At 58.6% G+C, this 15,249-nt stretch carries 15 protein-coding genes; 5 read left to right on the forward strand and 10 right to left on the reverse strand.

Features of this window, described 5'->3' with window-relative positions; translation table 11 throughout:
• The first annotated feature begins 37 nt into the window (after positions 1-37).
• On the forward strand, positions 38-1,060 hold the full coding sequence (locus ACR0KL_RS10020; RefSeq protein WP_170380274.1) for an aspartate-semialdehyde dehydrogenase: 1,023 nt from the start codon (positions 38-40) through the stop codon (positions 1,058-1,060).
• A gap of 160 nt (positions 1,061-1,220) precedes the next feature.
• Entirely contained in the window at positions 1,221-3,053 is a 1,833-nt protein-coding gene (locus ACR0KL_RS10025; protein WP_480776972.1) for an amidohydrolase, read from the forward strand.
• Positions 3,054-3,074: 21 nt separating this feature from the next.
• On the opposite strand, the gene ACR0KL_RS10030 is transcribed toward ACR0KL_RS10025, so the two are convergent.
• Together ACR0KL_RS10030 and ACR0KL_RS10035 are read right to left on the reverse strand one after the other, a co-directional pair.
• Positions 3,075-3,542 (reverse strand): SRPBCC family protein, encoded by a 468-nt coding sequence (locus ACR0KL_RS10030; protein ID WP_480555375.1) that lies wholly within the window; start codon positions 3,540-3,542, stop codon positions 3,075-3,077.
• A gap of 153 nt (positions 3,543-3,695) precedes the next feature.
• On the reverse strand, positions 3,696-4,346 hold the full coding sequence (locus ACR0KL_RS10035) for a carbonic anhydrase (protein ID WP_170380271.1): 651 nt from the start codon (positions 4,344-4,346) through the stop codon (positions 3,696-3,698).
• A gap of 144 nt (positions 4,347-4,490) precedes the next feature.
• On the opposite strand from ACR0KL_RS10035, the gene ACR0KL_RS10040 reads away from it, so the two are divergent.
• From ACR0KL_RS10040 to ACR0KL_RS10050, 3 genes are all read left to right on the forward strand, one after another.
• Complete coding sequence (locus ACR0KL_RS10040; RefSeq protein WP_170680847.1) at positions 4,491-4,880, forward strand: hypothetical protein; 390 nt, start codon at positions 4,491-4,493, stop codon at positions 4,878-4,880.
• Between the two features lie 64 nt (positions 4,881-4,944).
• Positions 4,945-6,327: a M17 family metallopeptidase gene (locus ACR0KL_RS10045; protein ID WP_170680780.1), complete on the forward strand. Its 1,383-nt coding sequence runs from the start codon at positions 4,945-4,947 to the stop codon at positions 6,325-6,327.
• Complete coding sequence (locus ACR0KL_RS10050) at positions 6,324-7,205, forward strand: C40 family peptidase (protein ID WP_170680777.1); 882 nt, start codon at positions 6,324-6,326, stop codon at positions 7,203-7,205. Before ACR0KL_RS10045 ends, ACR0KL_RS10050 begins: the two co-directional genes overlap by 4 nt.
• A gap of 3 nt (positions 7,206-7,208) precedes the next feature.
• Here the strand turns inward: ACR0KL_RS10050 and ACR0KL_RS10055 are convergent, their stop codons facing one another.
• The 8 genes from ACR0KL_RS10055 to ACR0KL_RS10090 all read right to left on the reverse strand — a co-directional run bounded on the left by ACR0KL_RS10055 (position 7,209) and on the right by ACR0KL_RS10090 (position 15,241).
• Entirely contained in the window at positions 7,209-7,559 is a 351-nt protein-coding gene (locus ACR0KL_RS10055) for a DUF2794 domain-containing protein (RefSeq protein ID WP_170380289.1), read from the reverse strand.
• Between the two features lie 73 nt (positions 7,560-7,632).
• A complete protein-coding gene (locus ACR0KL_RS10060) occupies positions 7,633-9,297 on the reverse strand; it encodes an ABC transporter permease (protein WP_480669466.1) in 1,665 nt (554 codons plus the stop codon).
• 115 nt (positions 9,298-9,412) lie between these two features.
• Positions 9,413-10,630, reverse strand: a complete 1,218-nt coding sequence (locus tag ACR0KL_RS10065; RefSeq protein ID WP_480777008.1) for a phenylacetate--CoA ligase family protein — start codon at positions 10,628-10,630, stop codon at positions 9,413-9,415.
• Between the two features lie 19 nt (positions 10,631-10,649).
• On the reverse strand, positions 10,650-11,483 hold the full coding sequence (locus tag ACR0KL_RS10070; protein ID WP_170380267.1) for an ABC transporter ATP-binding protein: 834 nt from the start codon (positions 11,481-11,483) through the stop codon (positions 10,650-10,652).
• Between the two features lie 72 nt (positions 11,484-11,555).
• The gene (locus ACR0KL_RS10075) at positions 11,556-12,839 is read right to left on the reverse strand and encodes an ABC transporter substrate-binding protein (RefSeq protein ID WP_170380266.1); all 1,284 of its coding nucleotides are present in this window, start codon (positions 12,837-12,839) and stop codon (positions 11,556-11,558) included.
• A 75-nt stretch (positions 12,840-12,914) separates the two neighbouring features.
• Positions 12,915-13,991 (reverse strand): branched-chain amino acid ABC transporter permease, encoded by a 1,077-nt coding sequence (locus ACR0KL_RS10080; RefSeq protein ID WP_170380265.1) that lies wholly within the window; start codon positions 13,989-13,991, stop codon positions 12,915-12,917.
• Between the two features lie 3 nt (positions 13,992-13,994).
• Positions 13,995-14,252, reverse strand: coding sequence for a hypothetical protein (locus ACR0KL_RS10085; RefSeq protein ID WP_170380264.1), 258 nt, complete (start codon positions 14,250-14,252; stop codon positions 13,995-13,997).
• Positions 14,253-14,254: 2 nt separating this feature from the next.
• Positions 14,255-15,241, reverse strand: coding sequence for a branched-chain amino acid ABC transporter permease (locus ACR0KL_RS10090; RefSeq protein ID WP_170462900.1), 987 nt, complete (start codon positions 15,239-15,241; stop codon positions 14,255-14,257).
• Between the last annotated feature and the right edge of the window lie 8 nt (positions 15,242-15,249).

The raw sequence follows: 15,249 nt of genomic DNA on the forward strand, positions 1-15,249 counted from the left end.
GGCTATGAACGCGCGTCCTTAACTTTGGAGACATGAAATGGGCTATCGCGTCGTCGTCGTCGGCGCCACTGGTAATGTGGGCCGCGAAATGCTGAACATCCTGGCGGAACGCCAGTTCCCCGTGGACGAAATTGCCGTGCTGGCAAGCCGTCGTTCGCTGGGTACTGAGGTGACATTTGGCGACAAGACACTCACGACCAAAGACCTGGACACCTTTGATTTCACCGGCTGGGATATGGCCCTGTTCGCTGTAGGCTCTGCCGCGACCAAGGACTATGCACCCAAAGCCGCTGCGGCGGGCTGCGTGGTGATCGACAACTCGTCGCTCTATCGCTACGACCCCGAAATCCCTCTGATCGTGCCGGAATGCAACCCGCAAGCGATCCACGACTACAAGAACAAGAACATTATCGCCAACCCCAACTGCTCGACCGCGCAGATGGTCGTCGCGCTGAAGCCGCTGCATGACCGCGCCAAGATCAAACGCGTTGTTGTCTCGACCTATCAGTCGGTGTCCGGTGCGGGCAAAGAGGGCATGGACGAGCTGTGGGAACAGACCAAAGCCGTCTACAACCCGATCAACGAGGTTGAGCCGAAGAAGTTCCAGAAGCAGATCGCCTTCAACGTCATCCCTCAGATCGACGTCTTCATGGAAGACGGCTCGACCAAGGAAGAATGGAAGATGGTTGTCGAGACAAAGAAGATCGTCGATCCGTCGATCAAGGTCACAGCCACCTGCGTTCGCGTGCCCGTGTTCGTTGGCCACTCCGAGGCCGTGAACATCGAGTTCGAAGAATTCCTCGACGAAGACGAAGCCCGCGATATCTTGCGCGAAGCGCCGGGCATCATGGTGATCGACAAGCGTGAGGCCGGCGGCTACGTCTCGCCTACCGAATGCGTAGGCGATTTCGCAACCTTCATCAGCCGCATCCGTCAGGACTCGACCGTTGAAAACGGCATCAACCTGTGGTGCGTCTCGGACAACCTGCGCAAGGGTGCCGCCCTGAACGCAGTCCAGATTGCCGAGCTTCTGGGTCGTGAGGTTCTGAAAAAGGGCTGACGCCTGAGTTAATATTCTTCGCAAGGGGCCGTTTCGTCAGAAGCGGCCCTTTTTCTTTGCGTTTGCTCAGCCATGATCCAGTTCAATACAAAGGACAGACACAACAATCCGTGCTAAGTTGCATTCATAGCCTTAAGAAAACCATCCAAAGGGTTTCACGATGCGCATTTTTTCTGTTCCTTTCATAATACTCGCCGCTCTTTCTCCGCTGTCCGCGACATCACAAGAGATAGCCGATACGATCTATTCCGGCGGTCCCATTCTGACGATCAATGATGAGCAGCCCTCGGCCGAGGCCGTGGCGGTCCGGGATGGCCGCATTCTGGCGGTTGGATCGCTTGCCGATATGGCCGCGCATCAAGGCGATGGGACCACAGCGTTTGATCTGGCAGGGCGCGCAATGTTGCCTGGATTTGTCGACAGCCACGGGCACGTTGTGATGGGCGGGCTGCAAGCCTTGTCGGCCAACATGCTAGCACCTCCGGACGGAGAGGTGACAGATATCGCCAGCCTTCAGGCCACTCTGACAGCTTGGGCCGAGGCAAATTCCGAAGCCGTAGAAAACGCGAACATGATCATTGGCTTTGGGTATGACAATGCGCAACTCGCCGAGCTGCGGCATCCCACGCGTCAGGATCTGGACGCCGTTTCCACCACCATACCCGTCGTGATCATCCACCAATCCGGACATTTGGGTGTTGGCAACTCAAAGGCACTGGAGCTGGCGGGCATCACTGCCGAATCCGAGGCACCGCCGGGCGGCGTTATCCAGCGGGATGAAAACGGAGAACCCAACGGTGTACTAGAAGAATACGCGTTTTTCGCCTTGTTAGTGCCTCTTCTTGGCGATCTGGGCGAAGACGGTCTGGCTGAATTTGCCCGTGCTGGCAGCGCCCTTTGGGCGCGGTTCGGATACACCACCGGGCAAGAGGGCCGGTCATCCGGCGAGATCGTTGAGGTGCTGAAAAAGGTTGGAGCCGCTGGCGAACTGCCCATTGACGTGGTTGCCTTTCCTGACGTTCTGGAGGCGCAGGACTACATTGGCGGCAATGTCTCAGAGGATTACACGGATAGGGTCCGCGTGGGCGGCTGCAAGCTGACCATTGATGGCTCACCCCAGGGGTTCACGGCGCTGCGCGACCGTCCCTACTACGATCCGGTTGGCTCTTACCCCGCAGGCTACGCGGGCTATTCCGCGATCACGATGGAGCAGCTTCAGGACGCGGTGAACTGGTGCTATGAGAACGGCATTCAGATCCTGGTGCATTCCAATGGCGAAGGCGCATCGGACATGCTGATCGCCGCTCTGGAAGAAGCCCAAATGAAATACGGCGACCCCGGAAATCGTCCGGTTTTGATCCATGGCCAGTTTCTGCGCGAGGATCAGGTCGTCAGTTTCAAGCGCTTGGGCGTTTTCCCATCTGTCTTTCCAATGCACACCTTTTATTGGGGAGACTGGCATCGCGACCATACCGTCGGCCCGATCAACGGTGAGAATATCTCGCCGACCGGATGGATACGAGAGCGTGAAATGATGTTCGGGACGCATCACGACGCGCCGGTCGCTTTGCCCGACAGCATGCGTGTTCTGGCCGCGACAGTGACGCGACGTACCCGGTCAGGCGACATCCTTGGCCCTCATCAACGTGTCGATGTCATGACCGCGCTCAAGGCCATGACAATTTGGCCCGCATGGCAGCATTTCGAAGAGGATCAGAAGGGCTCGATCGAGGTTGGGAAGGTAGCTGACTTCGTAATCCTTTCGGACGATCCGACGGCGGTGGACCCCGAAACCCTGGCCGAGCTACAGGTTCTGGTGACCGTGAAGAACAATACAGTTGTCTACGAAGCTAAAGAAGGCATCCGAGAAGGAAAGCTGGACGTCTCACCCTTTTCTAACGATCCGGTTGTTGCACATACCTTCCTGCACGCGATTTATCAGGGGATGAAAGTCGAACAGCCTTGGCTGGCGACGGAACCAAAACGCAATTAAAGGGCGTTTCCGAGGGAAGGGCTATCCCTGCCCTTCCACCAAAACCTTGAGGTTCATCAGACCGCGCTCATAGTTCGGGCCAAGCCAGCGGTCCATCATTACCCCCATCCAACGAGACATCGGATTCATGCCCAACTCAGACTCGAAGCCCCATGTCACCTGCGTCTGATCTTCATCGGGCTGCAGCAGGAATGCGGCTGTGGCGGTCCCCATCGGGCCGAAATCAAGCGCGGTCTGGATGCTTTGGTTTTCGACGCTCGCGACAATCTCTTGCGATCCGGTGCCGACCTGCGGATCGTCAGAGCTCCAGTTCAAAATATTCCCAACCCCCGACTCTGGCCCGGAATAGGTCAGCTTGGTCTCTGGGTCCCGGTGCAACCAGGGTGACCAATGCTCGGTCTGCTGCATCGAGTTCAGATAGGGAAAGATCACCTCAGGCGCGGCGTTGATGGTGATACTGCGGGATACATCAGCTTTTGAGGGCAGCAACTACGCGACGCCGACCAGTGCTAGTACAAGAACGATCAGGCCAAGAAAAACGCGTTTAATCAATTTCATAATATGCTCCAAAGGGTAATTCCTTTGTCCGGAGCATATCATAGAAAATTGGATGGAACTGCCGTTTAACGCGATGCTAGGGCGTCAGACCGGAACGAACTTTTTCTGATAGGGGTCGAAACACTCCAACCCGCCCGCGCCGATATCTGTCCAAAGCCCGTGCAGGCTGAGCGTGTCGTTCTTGACCGCGTCGGAAACAAAAGGGAACGTCATCAGGTTTTCCAACGACGCAACGACGGCCTGACGTTCAAACTGGCGGGCCTGCTCGACGCCATCTTCGATATCCGCAACCTGTTCATACTTGGGCTTGAGGATATCCATCCAACGGCCAACAAAGCTTTCTTTTGCTTCCAGCTGCGGAGCTTCACCCTTGCACATGTCGATACAGCCCTGCACCCCACCGCATTGCGAATGACCAAGCACGATCAGATGCGCCACTTTCAACGCGGTCACCGCATATTCGATGGCTGCACTGGTCCCGTGGTGATCCCCATCCGGAGCGTAAGGGGGCACCAGGTTGGCAATGTTGCGGTGAATGAAGAACTCGCCCTGATCGGCACCGAAGATCGCGGTCACATGAACGCGGCTGTCGCAACAGCAAATCACCATCGCACGGGGGCGCTGCCCCTCATCCGCCAAACGCCGATACCAGACCTGATTTTCGGAATAGGTCGTCGCTTTCCAGCCGTGATACCGTTTCACCAGATAGGTCGGCAAAGGTTTGGCTAAATCCATTTCGGCATTCCCGTCTTTCGTTGCGTAGGCTGCTGTAAACCGAATTCAAGAAAAATTCGAGCCATTATCCAAATTCATCGCAAGGTTTTGCAAAGGAATTGACAGCAAGGATCAATGCCACGCCGTGGGGGCGATGAAACTAGGGTGAATGTGGTGGAAAACATAATCAGGCTTGAACACAAGGAAACCGTGCGACTGGATCCGGATCGCCTCAGCGGGCTGTACCGGCAATTGGGCGACAAGAACGCGCTGGACGTGCTGTGCCGCACGGTCGAGGAACTGGCCGTGCGCTTATCGAATTGCGAACGGCACTGGCGGCAGCGCGATTGGGAGGCCTTGCGCAAATGCGCCAAGTCGCTGGTGGCAATCGCCGATCAGATTGGAATGACGGCGCTGGCGCGGGTTGCGAGCGATGTCACCGGCGCCGTAGATGCGGGCGATGCCGTTGCAGCAGGTGCAACGCTGGGGCGGTTGATCCGGGTTGGAGAGCGCTCTCTGACCGCGATCTGGGATCAGCAGGACCTTTCGGTGTGACGGGGGTTGCGGGCAGGCCGCAGGCGGATAGTCTGGTCGCAAATTCATTCAGCCCGAGACGACTATGACCCTCAGCTTTGCCCAACCCTCTGACACCTCTGTGCCGCTGCATGTGGTGGCGCAACCTGATCTGGACGATTGGCTGGCCGGTCAGTCCGATCACATCCGAAATTGGGTAACGGCAAACGGGTTCAAGGGCGCTTTGGGTCAGGTCCTGACGGTTCCAAGCACGGAAGGCGGTGCGGGGTTCGCGCTGGCCGGATACGGGACCGAGGGCAAGCGCGCCCGCAAGCGGTTCCCTCTGGCCGCTGCCGCGGATGCGCTGCCCGAAGGCAGCTACCACATCGCGGCCGGCGTCCCGGCGGAACATCTGGAGATGGAGTGTCTGGGCTGGTTGCTGACCGGCTACGCCTTTGATCGCTATGCGCCTCAATCCGCCGCCAAGGCGAGACTGGTTGCCCCTGAAGGCGTTGATGCCGCGCGGTTAGAGGTACTGGCAAATGCCGAGGCGCTGACCCGCGATCTGGTCAACACGCCAGCCTCCGATATGGGGCCGGATCAACTGCAAGCGGCAGCCGAGGCGTTGGCGGACGAATTCGGAGCCACGTGCAAAACGATCACCGGAGACGCGCTACTGGAGCAGAATTTCCCTATGATTCATACGGTTGGGCGCGCCGCAGATCAGGCCCCGCGACTGATCGAGATGAATTGGGGCGCGCGCGGGCCGACGCTGACGCTCGTCGGCAAGGGTGTGTGTTTCGATACCGGCGGGCTGAACCTGAAACCGGGCGCGTCGATGGGTCTGATGAAAAAGGACATGGGGGGTGCCGCCAATGTTCTGGGCCTTGCCCGGATGATCATGGCGCTGAACCTGCCGCTACAACTGCGGGTGCTGATCCCGGCGGTCGAGAATGCGGTCGCGAGCAACGCCTTCCGTCCCGGAGATATCCTGACCTCTCGTAAGGGTTTGACGGTCGAGATCAACAACACCGATGCAGAGGGGCGGCTGGTTCTGGCCGACGCGCTGGAGCTGGCGGATGAGGGGAAACCGGACCTCGTGATCTCGATGGCGACCCTGACCGGCGCGGCGCGCGTGGCCGTGGGGCCCGATCTGGCACCGTTCTACACAGATGACGATCGCGCCGCCGGGGCGCTGAGCAAAGCTGCCGCCCAAGCCGCTGATCCAGTCTGGCGCATGCCCTTCCACACACCCTATGAGACGATGATCGAACCTGGCATTGCCGATCTGGACAACGCGCCCTCGGGCGGGTTCGCGGGGTCGATCACCGCAGCCCTGTTCCTGCGCCGCTTTGTCGAAAACAGCAATTACATGCATTTCGACATCTATTCCTGGCAGCCCAGCAAACAACCGGGTCGCAGTAAGGGTGGATTGGGGCAAGGCCCACGCGCCCTGCTGACCGCACTGCCCGAGATTTTGGGCCTATGACAGATCGCAGGCTCTTACCCTTCAACGGACGGTTCGCGCATTCTTCCCTGAAAGGTCAGGTCGAGGCTGAGGTTTTTACAGACGGCGAACCCTTTCGGATTCAAAGGTTCGTAGAGGACATTCTGGACGAACCCAATGGCACTCGTCAGTGCCAAATGGTGTCCGGAGAAGTCTTTATCATTCTCGACAAAACGGACAATTCCCTGTTCGGATACCGCAAAAAAGACGGTTATGTCGGATGGATCAGACCCGGAATTCAAAAGCGCCCGATTGAGCCGACGCATCGAGTTTGCGTGCCCAGAGCGGTCTCGTTGGAACACCCTGATGTGACCAAAAACGCGAATGAAAGAATTCTACCTTTCGGAACACTCGTTGAATACTGGCCGCGTCGTGACCCGGACCGTGAAAACGCCATTCGATCAACCGGCTGGGTTTGCGTGAAGGAGGAGGGTTATGTCCCGACGGCTCGGTATATTCGCGAAACTCAGCTGGCCGAATTGGACTGGGTGGCGTCCGATCCTGTGACCGTCGCGGAACAGTTTCTTGCCACCCCTTACCTCTACGGTGGTGACACAGGGCTTGGCATTGATTGTTCGGGCCTGGTTCAGATTGCGTATCAGTCCTGCGGAATGGCCTGCCCGCGCGATAGTGACATGCAATCTAGGTTTTTCAGGCCGATTTCAAAACCTGGCTTGCGCCGAGGCGATCTGGTGTTTTGGAAAGGTCATGTGGGCATGATGCTGGATAAAGATACGCTTTTGCACTCAAACGCATATCACATGGCCGTCGCGAAAGAGCCTCTGGAGGAGGCCATCGCGCGTATCGGTCAAAAGGAATTCGGCGCCGTAACTGGCTACGGGCGGCATCCGGAGCTTTAGGCTCTAATCCGGAGAAACTGAGCGGATCAGCTTGCGCTCGAGCACCCTTAGAACCGTGCGCAGATCGTGGCCGCGTTTCAGGATACGCCCGTCCATCCCAACAACGGAATACATCCCCTGCTTTTGGCGCAGGCGGGGGTGTTTCTCGATCCGGTAGATGGGATGCTCGGCGGTACGTCGGAAGATCGAAAAAATCGCCATGTCGCGCAGGTTGGAAATTCCGTAGTCGCGCCATTCTCCGGCGGCGACCATCTTGCCATAGACGGACAGGATATGGGACATCTCGCGCCGGTCGAACGCGACGGGCATCTGGGCCGAGTTTGTTGGGAACCGGCTGGGAGGCTGCATGTTCATACCACAAGCCTTGCCGGAAAACGCGGCTGAATCAAGCCCGATGCGCAAGCGGGCCATAATTCGTCAACGGGTGTTACCGCCGTCCGACTTGTCGACATATCAGGATCACAGGCAGTAATCCAACGGCCAGAATGACCAAGGATGGCACCGCCGCCCCCTCGAGCCGCTCGTCCGAGGCCAGCCGGTATGCCTGCACCGCCAGCGTGTCAAAGTTGAAGGGACGCATGATCAGCGTTGCAGGCAATTCCTTCATCACGTCGACAAATACGATCAACAGGGCCGTCAGCAACGAGGGCGTCAGGATCGGCAGATGCACCCGCCTGAGCGTGCCCAGAGGTGTCTGCCCCAAAGACCGGGCTGCGGCGTCCATATTGGCGTGAACCGTACTCTGCCCGCCTTCATAAGCACTTAGGGCCGCCGCAAGGAACCGCACCATATAGGCCGCCACCAGCAGCCAGATTGACCCGGTCACTAGCAGGCCGGTCGATACGTCAAATGTCGCGCGCATCCACGCGTCCAACGCGTTGTCAAAGCTGGCAAAAGGCACCAATAGTCCAACCGCGATCACTCCACCCGGCACCGCATAGCCTAGCCGCGCGATATAACCCGCGATGGTCGAGGGCCGCCCCGGCCTCAAGCGCTGAAAGAACCCGACACTGACGGCCGCAATAACTGTGATGACAGCAGCCGTCCCGGCAAGAGTCAGCGAGTTCTGAATGAAGCCGAGGTAGCGGGGCGACAGCAGGTTCTGCTCGGATTTCAACCCCATCTCGAACAGAACGACCACCGGCAGCAGGAACCCGAAAAACACGGGAATGGCGCAGAGGGCAAAAGCACCGATCGCGCGCCATCCAGTCAGTTGCGCTGCGGGCAGAGCTGCATGTTGCTTGCCCGCTTGATAATACTTGGCCTTGCCGCGCCGCGTGCGTTCAGCCACAGCCAATACAAGCGCGAAGGTCAGCAAGCACAAGGCCAGTTGTGCGGCGCCTGCACGATCTCCCAGCGAAAACCAACTGGTATAAATGCCCGTGGCGAAGGTCTGGACGCCAAAATACGAGACGGTTCCGAAATCGGCGATGGTCTCCATGATCGCCAGAAGAACGCCTCCGGCAATGGCAGGACGCGCCATCGGCAGCGAAACCCGCCGAAAGGCCAGCCAAGGGCTGTTTCCCAACGCCCGCGCCGCCAGAAACGCGGTAGCGCTTTGCTGCAGGAACGCTGCCCGCGCCAGCAGGTAGACATAGGGATATAGCACCAGCGTCAGCATCACCGCCGCGCCCTCGGTCGAGCGGATTTCGGGGAACCAGTAGTCGCGCGGCCCCCAACCCGTCACATCGCGCAGCGTGGCCTGTACGATACCGGGATGGTCCAATATGAACGTGTAGGCATAGGCCAGAACGTAGGCCGGGAAGGCCAGCGGCAGGACCAGCGCGATCTCCAACAGGCGCACGCCGGGGAACCGCGTCATCGTCACCAGCCAAGCGGCTCCGGTCCCGATGCTGAAAGTGCCAACAGCCACCAGGACCACCAATATGGCGGTGGTCATCGTGTAGCGGGGCAGCACGGTTTCAGCCAGGTGCGAGATGGTTTCCGTGCCACCGGTCAGCGCCGCCAGAACCACCGCAACCATCGGCAACAGACAGGCCGCCGCCACGACATAGGCAATGGCCGCCAAAAGCCGCGTGCCACGCACACCGCGGTTTCGTGATCCATTTTCAGAATATTCGATCTGGGCCATTGTCCGGGCTTGTAAGTGGCGAGGGCGTCTTCTTTCTCGACTAAAACGCTAGGAAACACCAGTGCCCGGAGCAACAAATCTTGCAACAAATCTGCGGCATCAAACGCCGCAGATATCAGTCATAGACCCGCTGATCCTCGATCACCAGACCATCCTTGGGCAAGGACCCCGGGGCCACAACCTCGATCGCGCCTTTCAGCTTCAGCACTTCGGCCACGGATTTCGCATAAGCCATGTCATCGCCACCAGCGCTTTCGATCTGGACGGTCATTGTGTCCATCTCACCCTGACGGGCCGCAATCACGCGGGCTTTGACGATCTCGGCATGTTTGTCGACCAGCGCGGCCACCTGCTCGGGCCGGACGAACATGCCCTTGATCTTGGTGGTCTGATCGGCACGCCCCATCCATCCCATGATCCGAGCGTTCGTACGACCGCAAGGCGACTGACCCGGCATAATGGCCGACAGGTCACCGGTCGCAAACCGGATCAGCGGGTAATCTGGGTTGAGAGAGGTCACCACGACCTCGCCAACCTCACCAGTCGCAACCGGAGTTCCGGTGCCAGGGGTGACGATTTCGACGATGACGTGTTCGTCCAAAATCATCCCCTCCATCGCGGCGCTCTCATAGGCGATATTGCCCAGATCGGCCGTGGCATAACATTGCAGACAGGCAATGCCGCGATCCGCGTATTCCTGCCGCAACGAGGGGAACAGCGCGCCCCCACCCACAGCGGCCTTTGAGAAACTCAGCGCAACGCCCATGGCATCGGCCTTGTCCAGAATGACCTTCAGATAGTCCGGCGTGCCCGCGTAGGCCGTGCATCCAACGTCGCGAGCCGCGGTCACCTGCAGCTCGGTCTGGCCGGTTCCGGCAGGCAGAACAGCCGCGCCAACCGCACGTGCGCCGTTTTCAAAGATCATGCCCGCAGGCGTCAGGTGATAGCCGAAGCAATTCTGAACAATGTCGCCCGCGCCGACACCGGCAGCGTTCAGGAACCGGCCCATGCGCCACCAATCGTGGTCTGTGCTGCCAGGCTCATAGATCGGGCCGGGGGATTGGAACACATGGTGAAAGTGCCGCGCCGGTTTGACTGTAAAGCCGCCAAAGGGCGGGCGCTCTCCTTGCGCGCGGGTCAGGTCCGACTTGCGTAGCACCGGTAGCATGGGCAGGTCTTCGGCCGTTTTCACCGTATTAGTGTCTATTTCAGCGAAATGCGCCATGAACCCAGGCGCAGACCGCGCCCGTTCCATTTGCGACTGCAGCGCCATCGCCTGATCCGAGGCGCGCTGATCCGCCGAGCGCGTTTCGAGTGCGTCGAAATAGGTCATCGCCATATCCTCCATCAGATCACAACCACCGCTTGCGGCGGCGGTACGAGCGCACATCGCGAAAGCTTTTTCGGCCTTCATCCGACATGCCGAGATAGAATTCCTTCACATCCGGGTTCTCACGTAGTTCGGCAGCAGGGCCGTCCATCACCACGCGACCGGATTCCAGAATATAGCCGTAATGCGCAAACCTGAGCGCCACATTGGTGTTCTGCTCGGCCAATAGGAACGAAACGCCTTCTTTCTCGTTCAGATCTCTTACGATGCCGAAAATCTCTTCGACCAGCTGCGGGGCAAGCCCCATCGAGGGTTCATCCAGCAGGATCGTCTCGGGCCGTGACATTAGCGCGCGGCCCATCGCGACCATCTGCTGTTCCCCGCCCGAAGTATAGCCCGCCTGACTTTTGCGGCGCTCTTTCAGGCGCGGGAAGTAATTGTAAACCAGCTCCAGATCGCTCTGGATCGCGGCATTGCCGTCCTTGCGGGTATAGGCCCCGGTCAGCAGGTTTTCCTCGACCGTGAGGTGTTCGAAACAGTGGCGGCCTTCCATCACCTGAATGACGCCTTTTTCCACCAGATCCGCCGGGTCGCTTTCATGAACGCTTTGGCCGCGATACTTGATCGAGCCCTTGGTGACCTCACCCCGTTCGGAATGCAGTAGGTTCGACACCGCCTTAAGCGTCGTGGTCTTGCCCGCGCCATTCCCCCCAAGCAGCGCCGTGATGCCGCCTTTGGGAACCGTCAGGCTGACGCCCTTCAGCACGAGGATCACGTGATTGTAGATCACCTCGATATTGTTGACCTCAAGCAGGGTTTCCGCCTGCACATCCGTGGTTTGGGCCGCATCCAGCATCAGCGCCTATCCTCGTTCGCGTGTTCGGGTCAGGGCGGCAGCAAACCGCCGCCCCGCTTGGTTCAGAGCGCTTTAGTTGCAGCGCGTTTCGATATTGTTTTCAGCCGCATAAGCCGCCGAGTCTTCTGCGATCAGAGCGTTGATGACTTCGGCATCTGTCGGTTTGAAGTCCTGAACCGGGTTCCAGGTTCCGGCCGCTGCATCCCACTGGACCACGCCCACAAGACCGGGGCCGCCATGGTTTTCACAGGAAACCGAGAATTCCGGCCCGAAACCGACCATGCCCAGACCTTCCATCTTGGCATTGGTGATTTCCAACGCTTCCATGCCATCGCGCATCATTGACGCGTCGATCTCGGCAGTGCCGTGCATTTCCTGCGCAGTCTTTACCGCTTCAGCCGCCAACATCGCAGCATAGAGACCGCGGTTGTACTGAACAGTGCCCAGTTGATCCCCTGCGCCTGCGGCTTTACCGGCATCGACGACGTATTTCTGCAGATCGTCATAGACCGGATAGTCCATACCCAGGCCCGTGAAGGTCAGGGCCTTGTAGCCGGTGGCCTTTTCACCTGCAGGCTCGACATCGAATTCAGCACCTGACCACCAGACGCCAATGAAGTTCTCCATCGGGAAGCGAATGTTGGCCGCTTCCTGAACCGCAACTTGGTTCATGACGCCCCAGCCCCACATGATCACAAAATCGGGCTTTTCGCGGCGGATTTGCAGCCACTGCGACTTCTGCTCCTGACCTGGGTGGTCGACAGGCAGCAGAGACAGCTCATAGCCGTGCTTTTCGGCCAGCGTTTCCAGAGTGCGGATCGGCTCTTTGCCGTAGGCAGAGTTGTGGTAGACCAACGCGATTTTCTTGCCGCTCAGGTCTCCGCCGTTTTCATCCAGCAGATAGTTAATCGCGCCCGAAGCTCCGTTCCAGTAGTTGGCCGGATAGTTGAACACGTGGCTGAACACCTCGCCATTCGCAGCCGAGGTCCGGCCATATCCCATTGTGTGCAAGGGAATGCCATCTGCCGTCACTTTCGGGATCAGCTGATAGGTAATTCCGGTGGACAGCGGTTGATAGACCAGCGCACCTTCGCCCTTGGTCGATTCATAGCATTCCACACCTTTTTCAGTGTTATAGCCGGTTTCGCATTCGATAACCTTGGCTGGAACACCCCCGATGCCGCCATCGCGTTCATTCAGCAGGGTGAAATAGTCGGCGTAACCGTCAGCAAACGGAATACCGCCTGCCGCGTAGGGACCCGTCCGGTAGCTGAGCGACGGGAACACAAGGTCGGCCATGACCGGGCCTGCGGCCATCACGGCGCCCAGCGCCAGGGTTGCCAGTTTCTTGTTCATCGGGTGTCTCCTCCCTTGATTGATCCGATGGTGGTTTCGGGCGTTTGCGCCCGTCTTTTTTGATTGGGCCTGTCCCTAGTGCGGGAATGGCCAGAGTCTGAGTTTCTCCTTGGCGACACGCCAAAGCTGCGCCAGCCCATGTGGTTCGAGGATCAGGAACATGATGATCAGCCCGCCTACGATCACGAGGTTCAGGTGCGCCACAATGTCCGTGGGCCAACCCAGCAGGTCTACACCGATCAACTTCAGCACGACCGGCAACAGCACAAGGAAAGCCGCCCCTGCAAAGGACCCAAAAATAGACCCTAATCCACCGATAATGACCATGAACAGCACTAGGAATGATTTCTGGATGCCAAAGACCTCACCGACTTCGACCGCGCCCAGATAGACCGCGAAGAACAGCGCCCCTGCGATGCCTACGAAGAACGAGCTGACGGCAAAGGCGGTCAATTTGGCCTTGAGGGGGTTCACGCCAATGATTTCGGCAGCGATATCCATGTCTCGGATCGCCATCCAGGTCCGGCCCGTGGTGCCCCGCGTCAGGTTGCGCGCGAGGATGGCGCAGACGGTCAGGAAAATCAGGCAGAACAGATAGGTCGCCCATGCCGGAGCATTTGGACCGGTTATGATGATACCAAACACATCCCGTTCCGGCGCGTTGATCTGACCCGAAGCCGAGTAGTTGTAGAACCACGGCACTCGGTTAAACAGCCAGACCAAAAAGAACTGCGCCGCAAGCGTCGCCACGGCCAGATAGAACCCCTTGATCCGCAGGCTCGGCAAGCCGAACAACACGCCCACAAAGGCCGTGATACCTCCGGCAAGGATCACGTGGATGAACATGCTGACATCCGGGAAAGCAGTCATCAGCTTGTAGCAGGCATAGGCACCCACAGCCATGAACCCTCCGGTCCCCAGCGAGACCTGCCCGCAATAGCCCACAAGGATGTTCAGCCCGATCGCCGCGATGGCGTAGATCAGAAAGGGCAGCAGCAGGGCGTTGGCCCAATAATCGTTGATGATGAAGGGTATGATCCCGAACGCCACCGCCAGCACGACATAGTAGCGATACCGGTCAAACTTGATCGGGAAAGTCTGGCTGTCAGCAATGTACGAGGTTTTGAAGTCCCCGGCCTCACGATAGAACATATCTTACTTTCCCCATTCTTCCTGCGCCCGGTTCCGGGCCGCGGCGTCCAATTGGTTTGAGCCCTTGGCGTATCCGCTCGCCTCAGACGCGCGGACCAGTTTCAAATAGGCCAGAACGCCCATGATCAGACCCGCAAAAGCCAGGATTGCCGCGATGGTCAGCTGGCCTTCGGAAAGATCGTCCGAGGTCAGGGCTATATACCCAAACGCCCAGAACCCGGCCCATGCGATGACGTTGATGATGGCGATCAGCTTGGTCATCGCTAAACCCTCTCGATGATCTTCTCGCCGAACAGGCCCTGAGGTCGGAACACGAGGAAGATCAGCGCCAGCACGTAGGCAAACCAGTTCTCAGTCGCGCCGCCCAGCGCAGGTCCTAAGGCGAATTCGAACAGCTTCTCGCCCACGCCGATGATCAGCCCGCCGACGATGGCTCCGGGGATCGAGGTGAAGCCGCCCAGCATCAATACCGGCAAAGCCTTGAGCGCGATCAGCGACAGCGAGAACTGAACGCCCGATTTGGTGCCCCACATGATCCCTGCGACCAGAGCGACGAACCCTGCGACCGACCAGACCATGACCCAAATGAAGTTCAGTGAGATGCCAACTGACAGCGCTGCCTGATGGTCATCTGCAACAGCGCGCATCGCCCGGCCCTGTTTGGTGTACTGGCTGAATGCGACCAGAGCTGCCACCAGAAGCGCCGCGATGATCGTCGCCACGATGTCCAGATTGTCGATGAAGAAGCCGTAGTCGAAGATGTTGTAGGTCGTTTCATCAATCCACAGGTTGATGCCTTGCGGCAGACCTACGTCAAGCGTCTTGATCTCAGACCCCCACATCAGGTCGGCCACGCCCTCAAGGAAGTAAGCCAGACCAATGGTGGCCATGAACAGAATGATCGGCTCTTGTCCGACTAGATGGCGCATGACGAAGCGCTGCACCGCCCAGGCCAGCAATACCATCACCGCCATGGTCAAAAGGATCGCCAAGAGCGCAGGCACGTTCCAGCCAAAGTAGTGGATATGCGTCCCGAAAATCGCATTGATCAGATGGGCAAACGGCACCTGCCCCTTCATGATCCCAACCAGCGTCATCGCCGCAAAAAGCGCCATAACCCCTTGGGCATAATTGAAAATCCCCGAGGCCTTGTAGATCAGCACAAAGCCCAGCGCGACCAGCGCATAAAGCACCCCGGCCATCAGACCGTTGAGGATGACCTCCATCGCAAATACGAGTTGTTCAGGCATAGGTGCCC

This window comes from Ruegeria sp. C8, from assembly GCF_056537565.1.

Coding starts and splice junctions, on each gene's coding strand:
- ACR0KL_RS10045 (WP_170680780.1), top strand. CDS start 4,945: ATGACCCTCAGCTTTGCCCAACCCTCTGACACCTCTGTGCCGCTGCAT.
- ACR0KL_RS10065 (WP_480777008.1), bottom strand. CDS start 10,630: ATGACCTATTTCGACGCACTCGAAACGCGCTCGGCGGATCAGCGCGCC.
- ACR0KL_RS10080 (WP_170380265.1), bottom strand. CDS start 13,991: ATGTTCTATCGTGAGGCCGGGGACTTCAAAACCTCGTACATTGCTGAC.
- ACR0KL_RS10070 (WP_170380267.1), bottom strand. CDS start 11,483: ATGCTGGATGCGGCCCAAACCACGGATGTGCAGGCGGAAACCCTGCTT.
- ACR0KL_RS10085 (WP_170380264.1), bottom strand. CDS start 14,252: ATGACCAAGCTGATCGCCATCATCAACGTCATCGCATGGGCCGGGTTC.
- ACR0KL_RS10075 (WP_170380266.1), bottom strand. CDS start 12,839: ATGAACAAGAAACTGGCAACCCTGGCGCTGGGCGCCGTGATGGCCGCA.
- ACR0KL_RS10060 (WP_480669466.1), bottom strand. CDS start 9,297: ATGGCCCAGATCGAATATTCTGAAAATGGATCACGAAACCGCGGTGTG.
- ACR0KL_RS10035 (WP_170380271.1), bottom strand. CDS start 4,346: ATGGATTTAGCCAAACCTTTGCCGACCTATCTGGTGAAACGGTATCAC.
- ACR0KL_RS10020 (WP_170380274.1), top strand. CDS start 38: ATGGGCTATCGCGTCGTCGTCGTCGGCGCCACTGGTAATGTGGGCCGC.
- ACR0KL_RS10055 (WP_170380289.1), bottom strand. CDS start 7,559: ATGAACATGCAGCCTCCCAGCCGGTTCCCAACAAACTCGGCCCAGATG.
- ACR0KL_RS10050 (WP_170680777.1), top strand. CDS start 6,324: ATGACAGATCGCAGGCTCTTACCCTTCAACGGACGGTTCGCGCATTCT.
- ACR0KL_RS10090 (WP_170462900.1), bottom strand. CDS start 15,241: ATGCCTGAACAACTCGTATTTGCGATGGAGGTCATCCTCAACGGTCTG.
- ACR0KL_RS10025 (WP_480776972.1), top strand. CDS start 1,221: ATGCGCATTTTTTCTGTTCCTTTCATAATACTCGCCGCTCTTTCTCCG.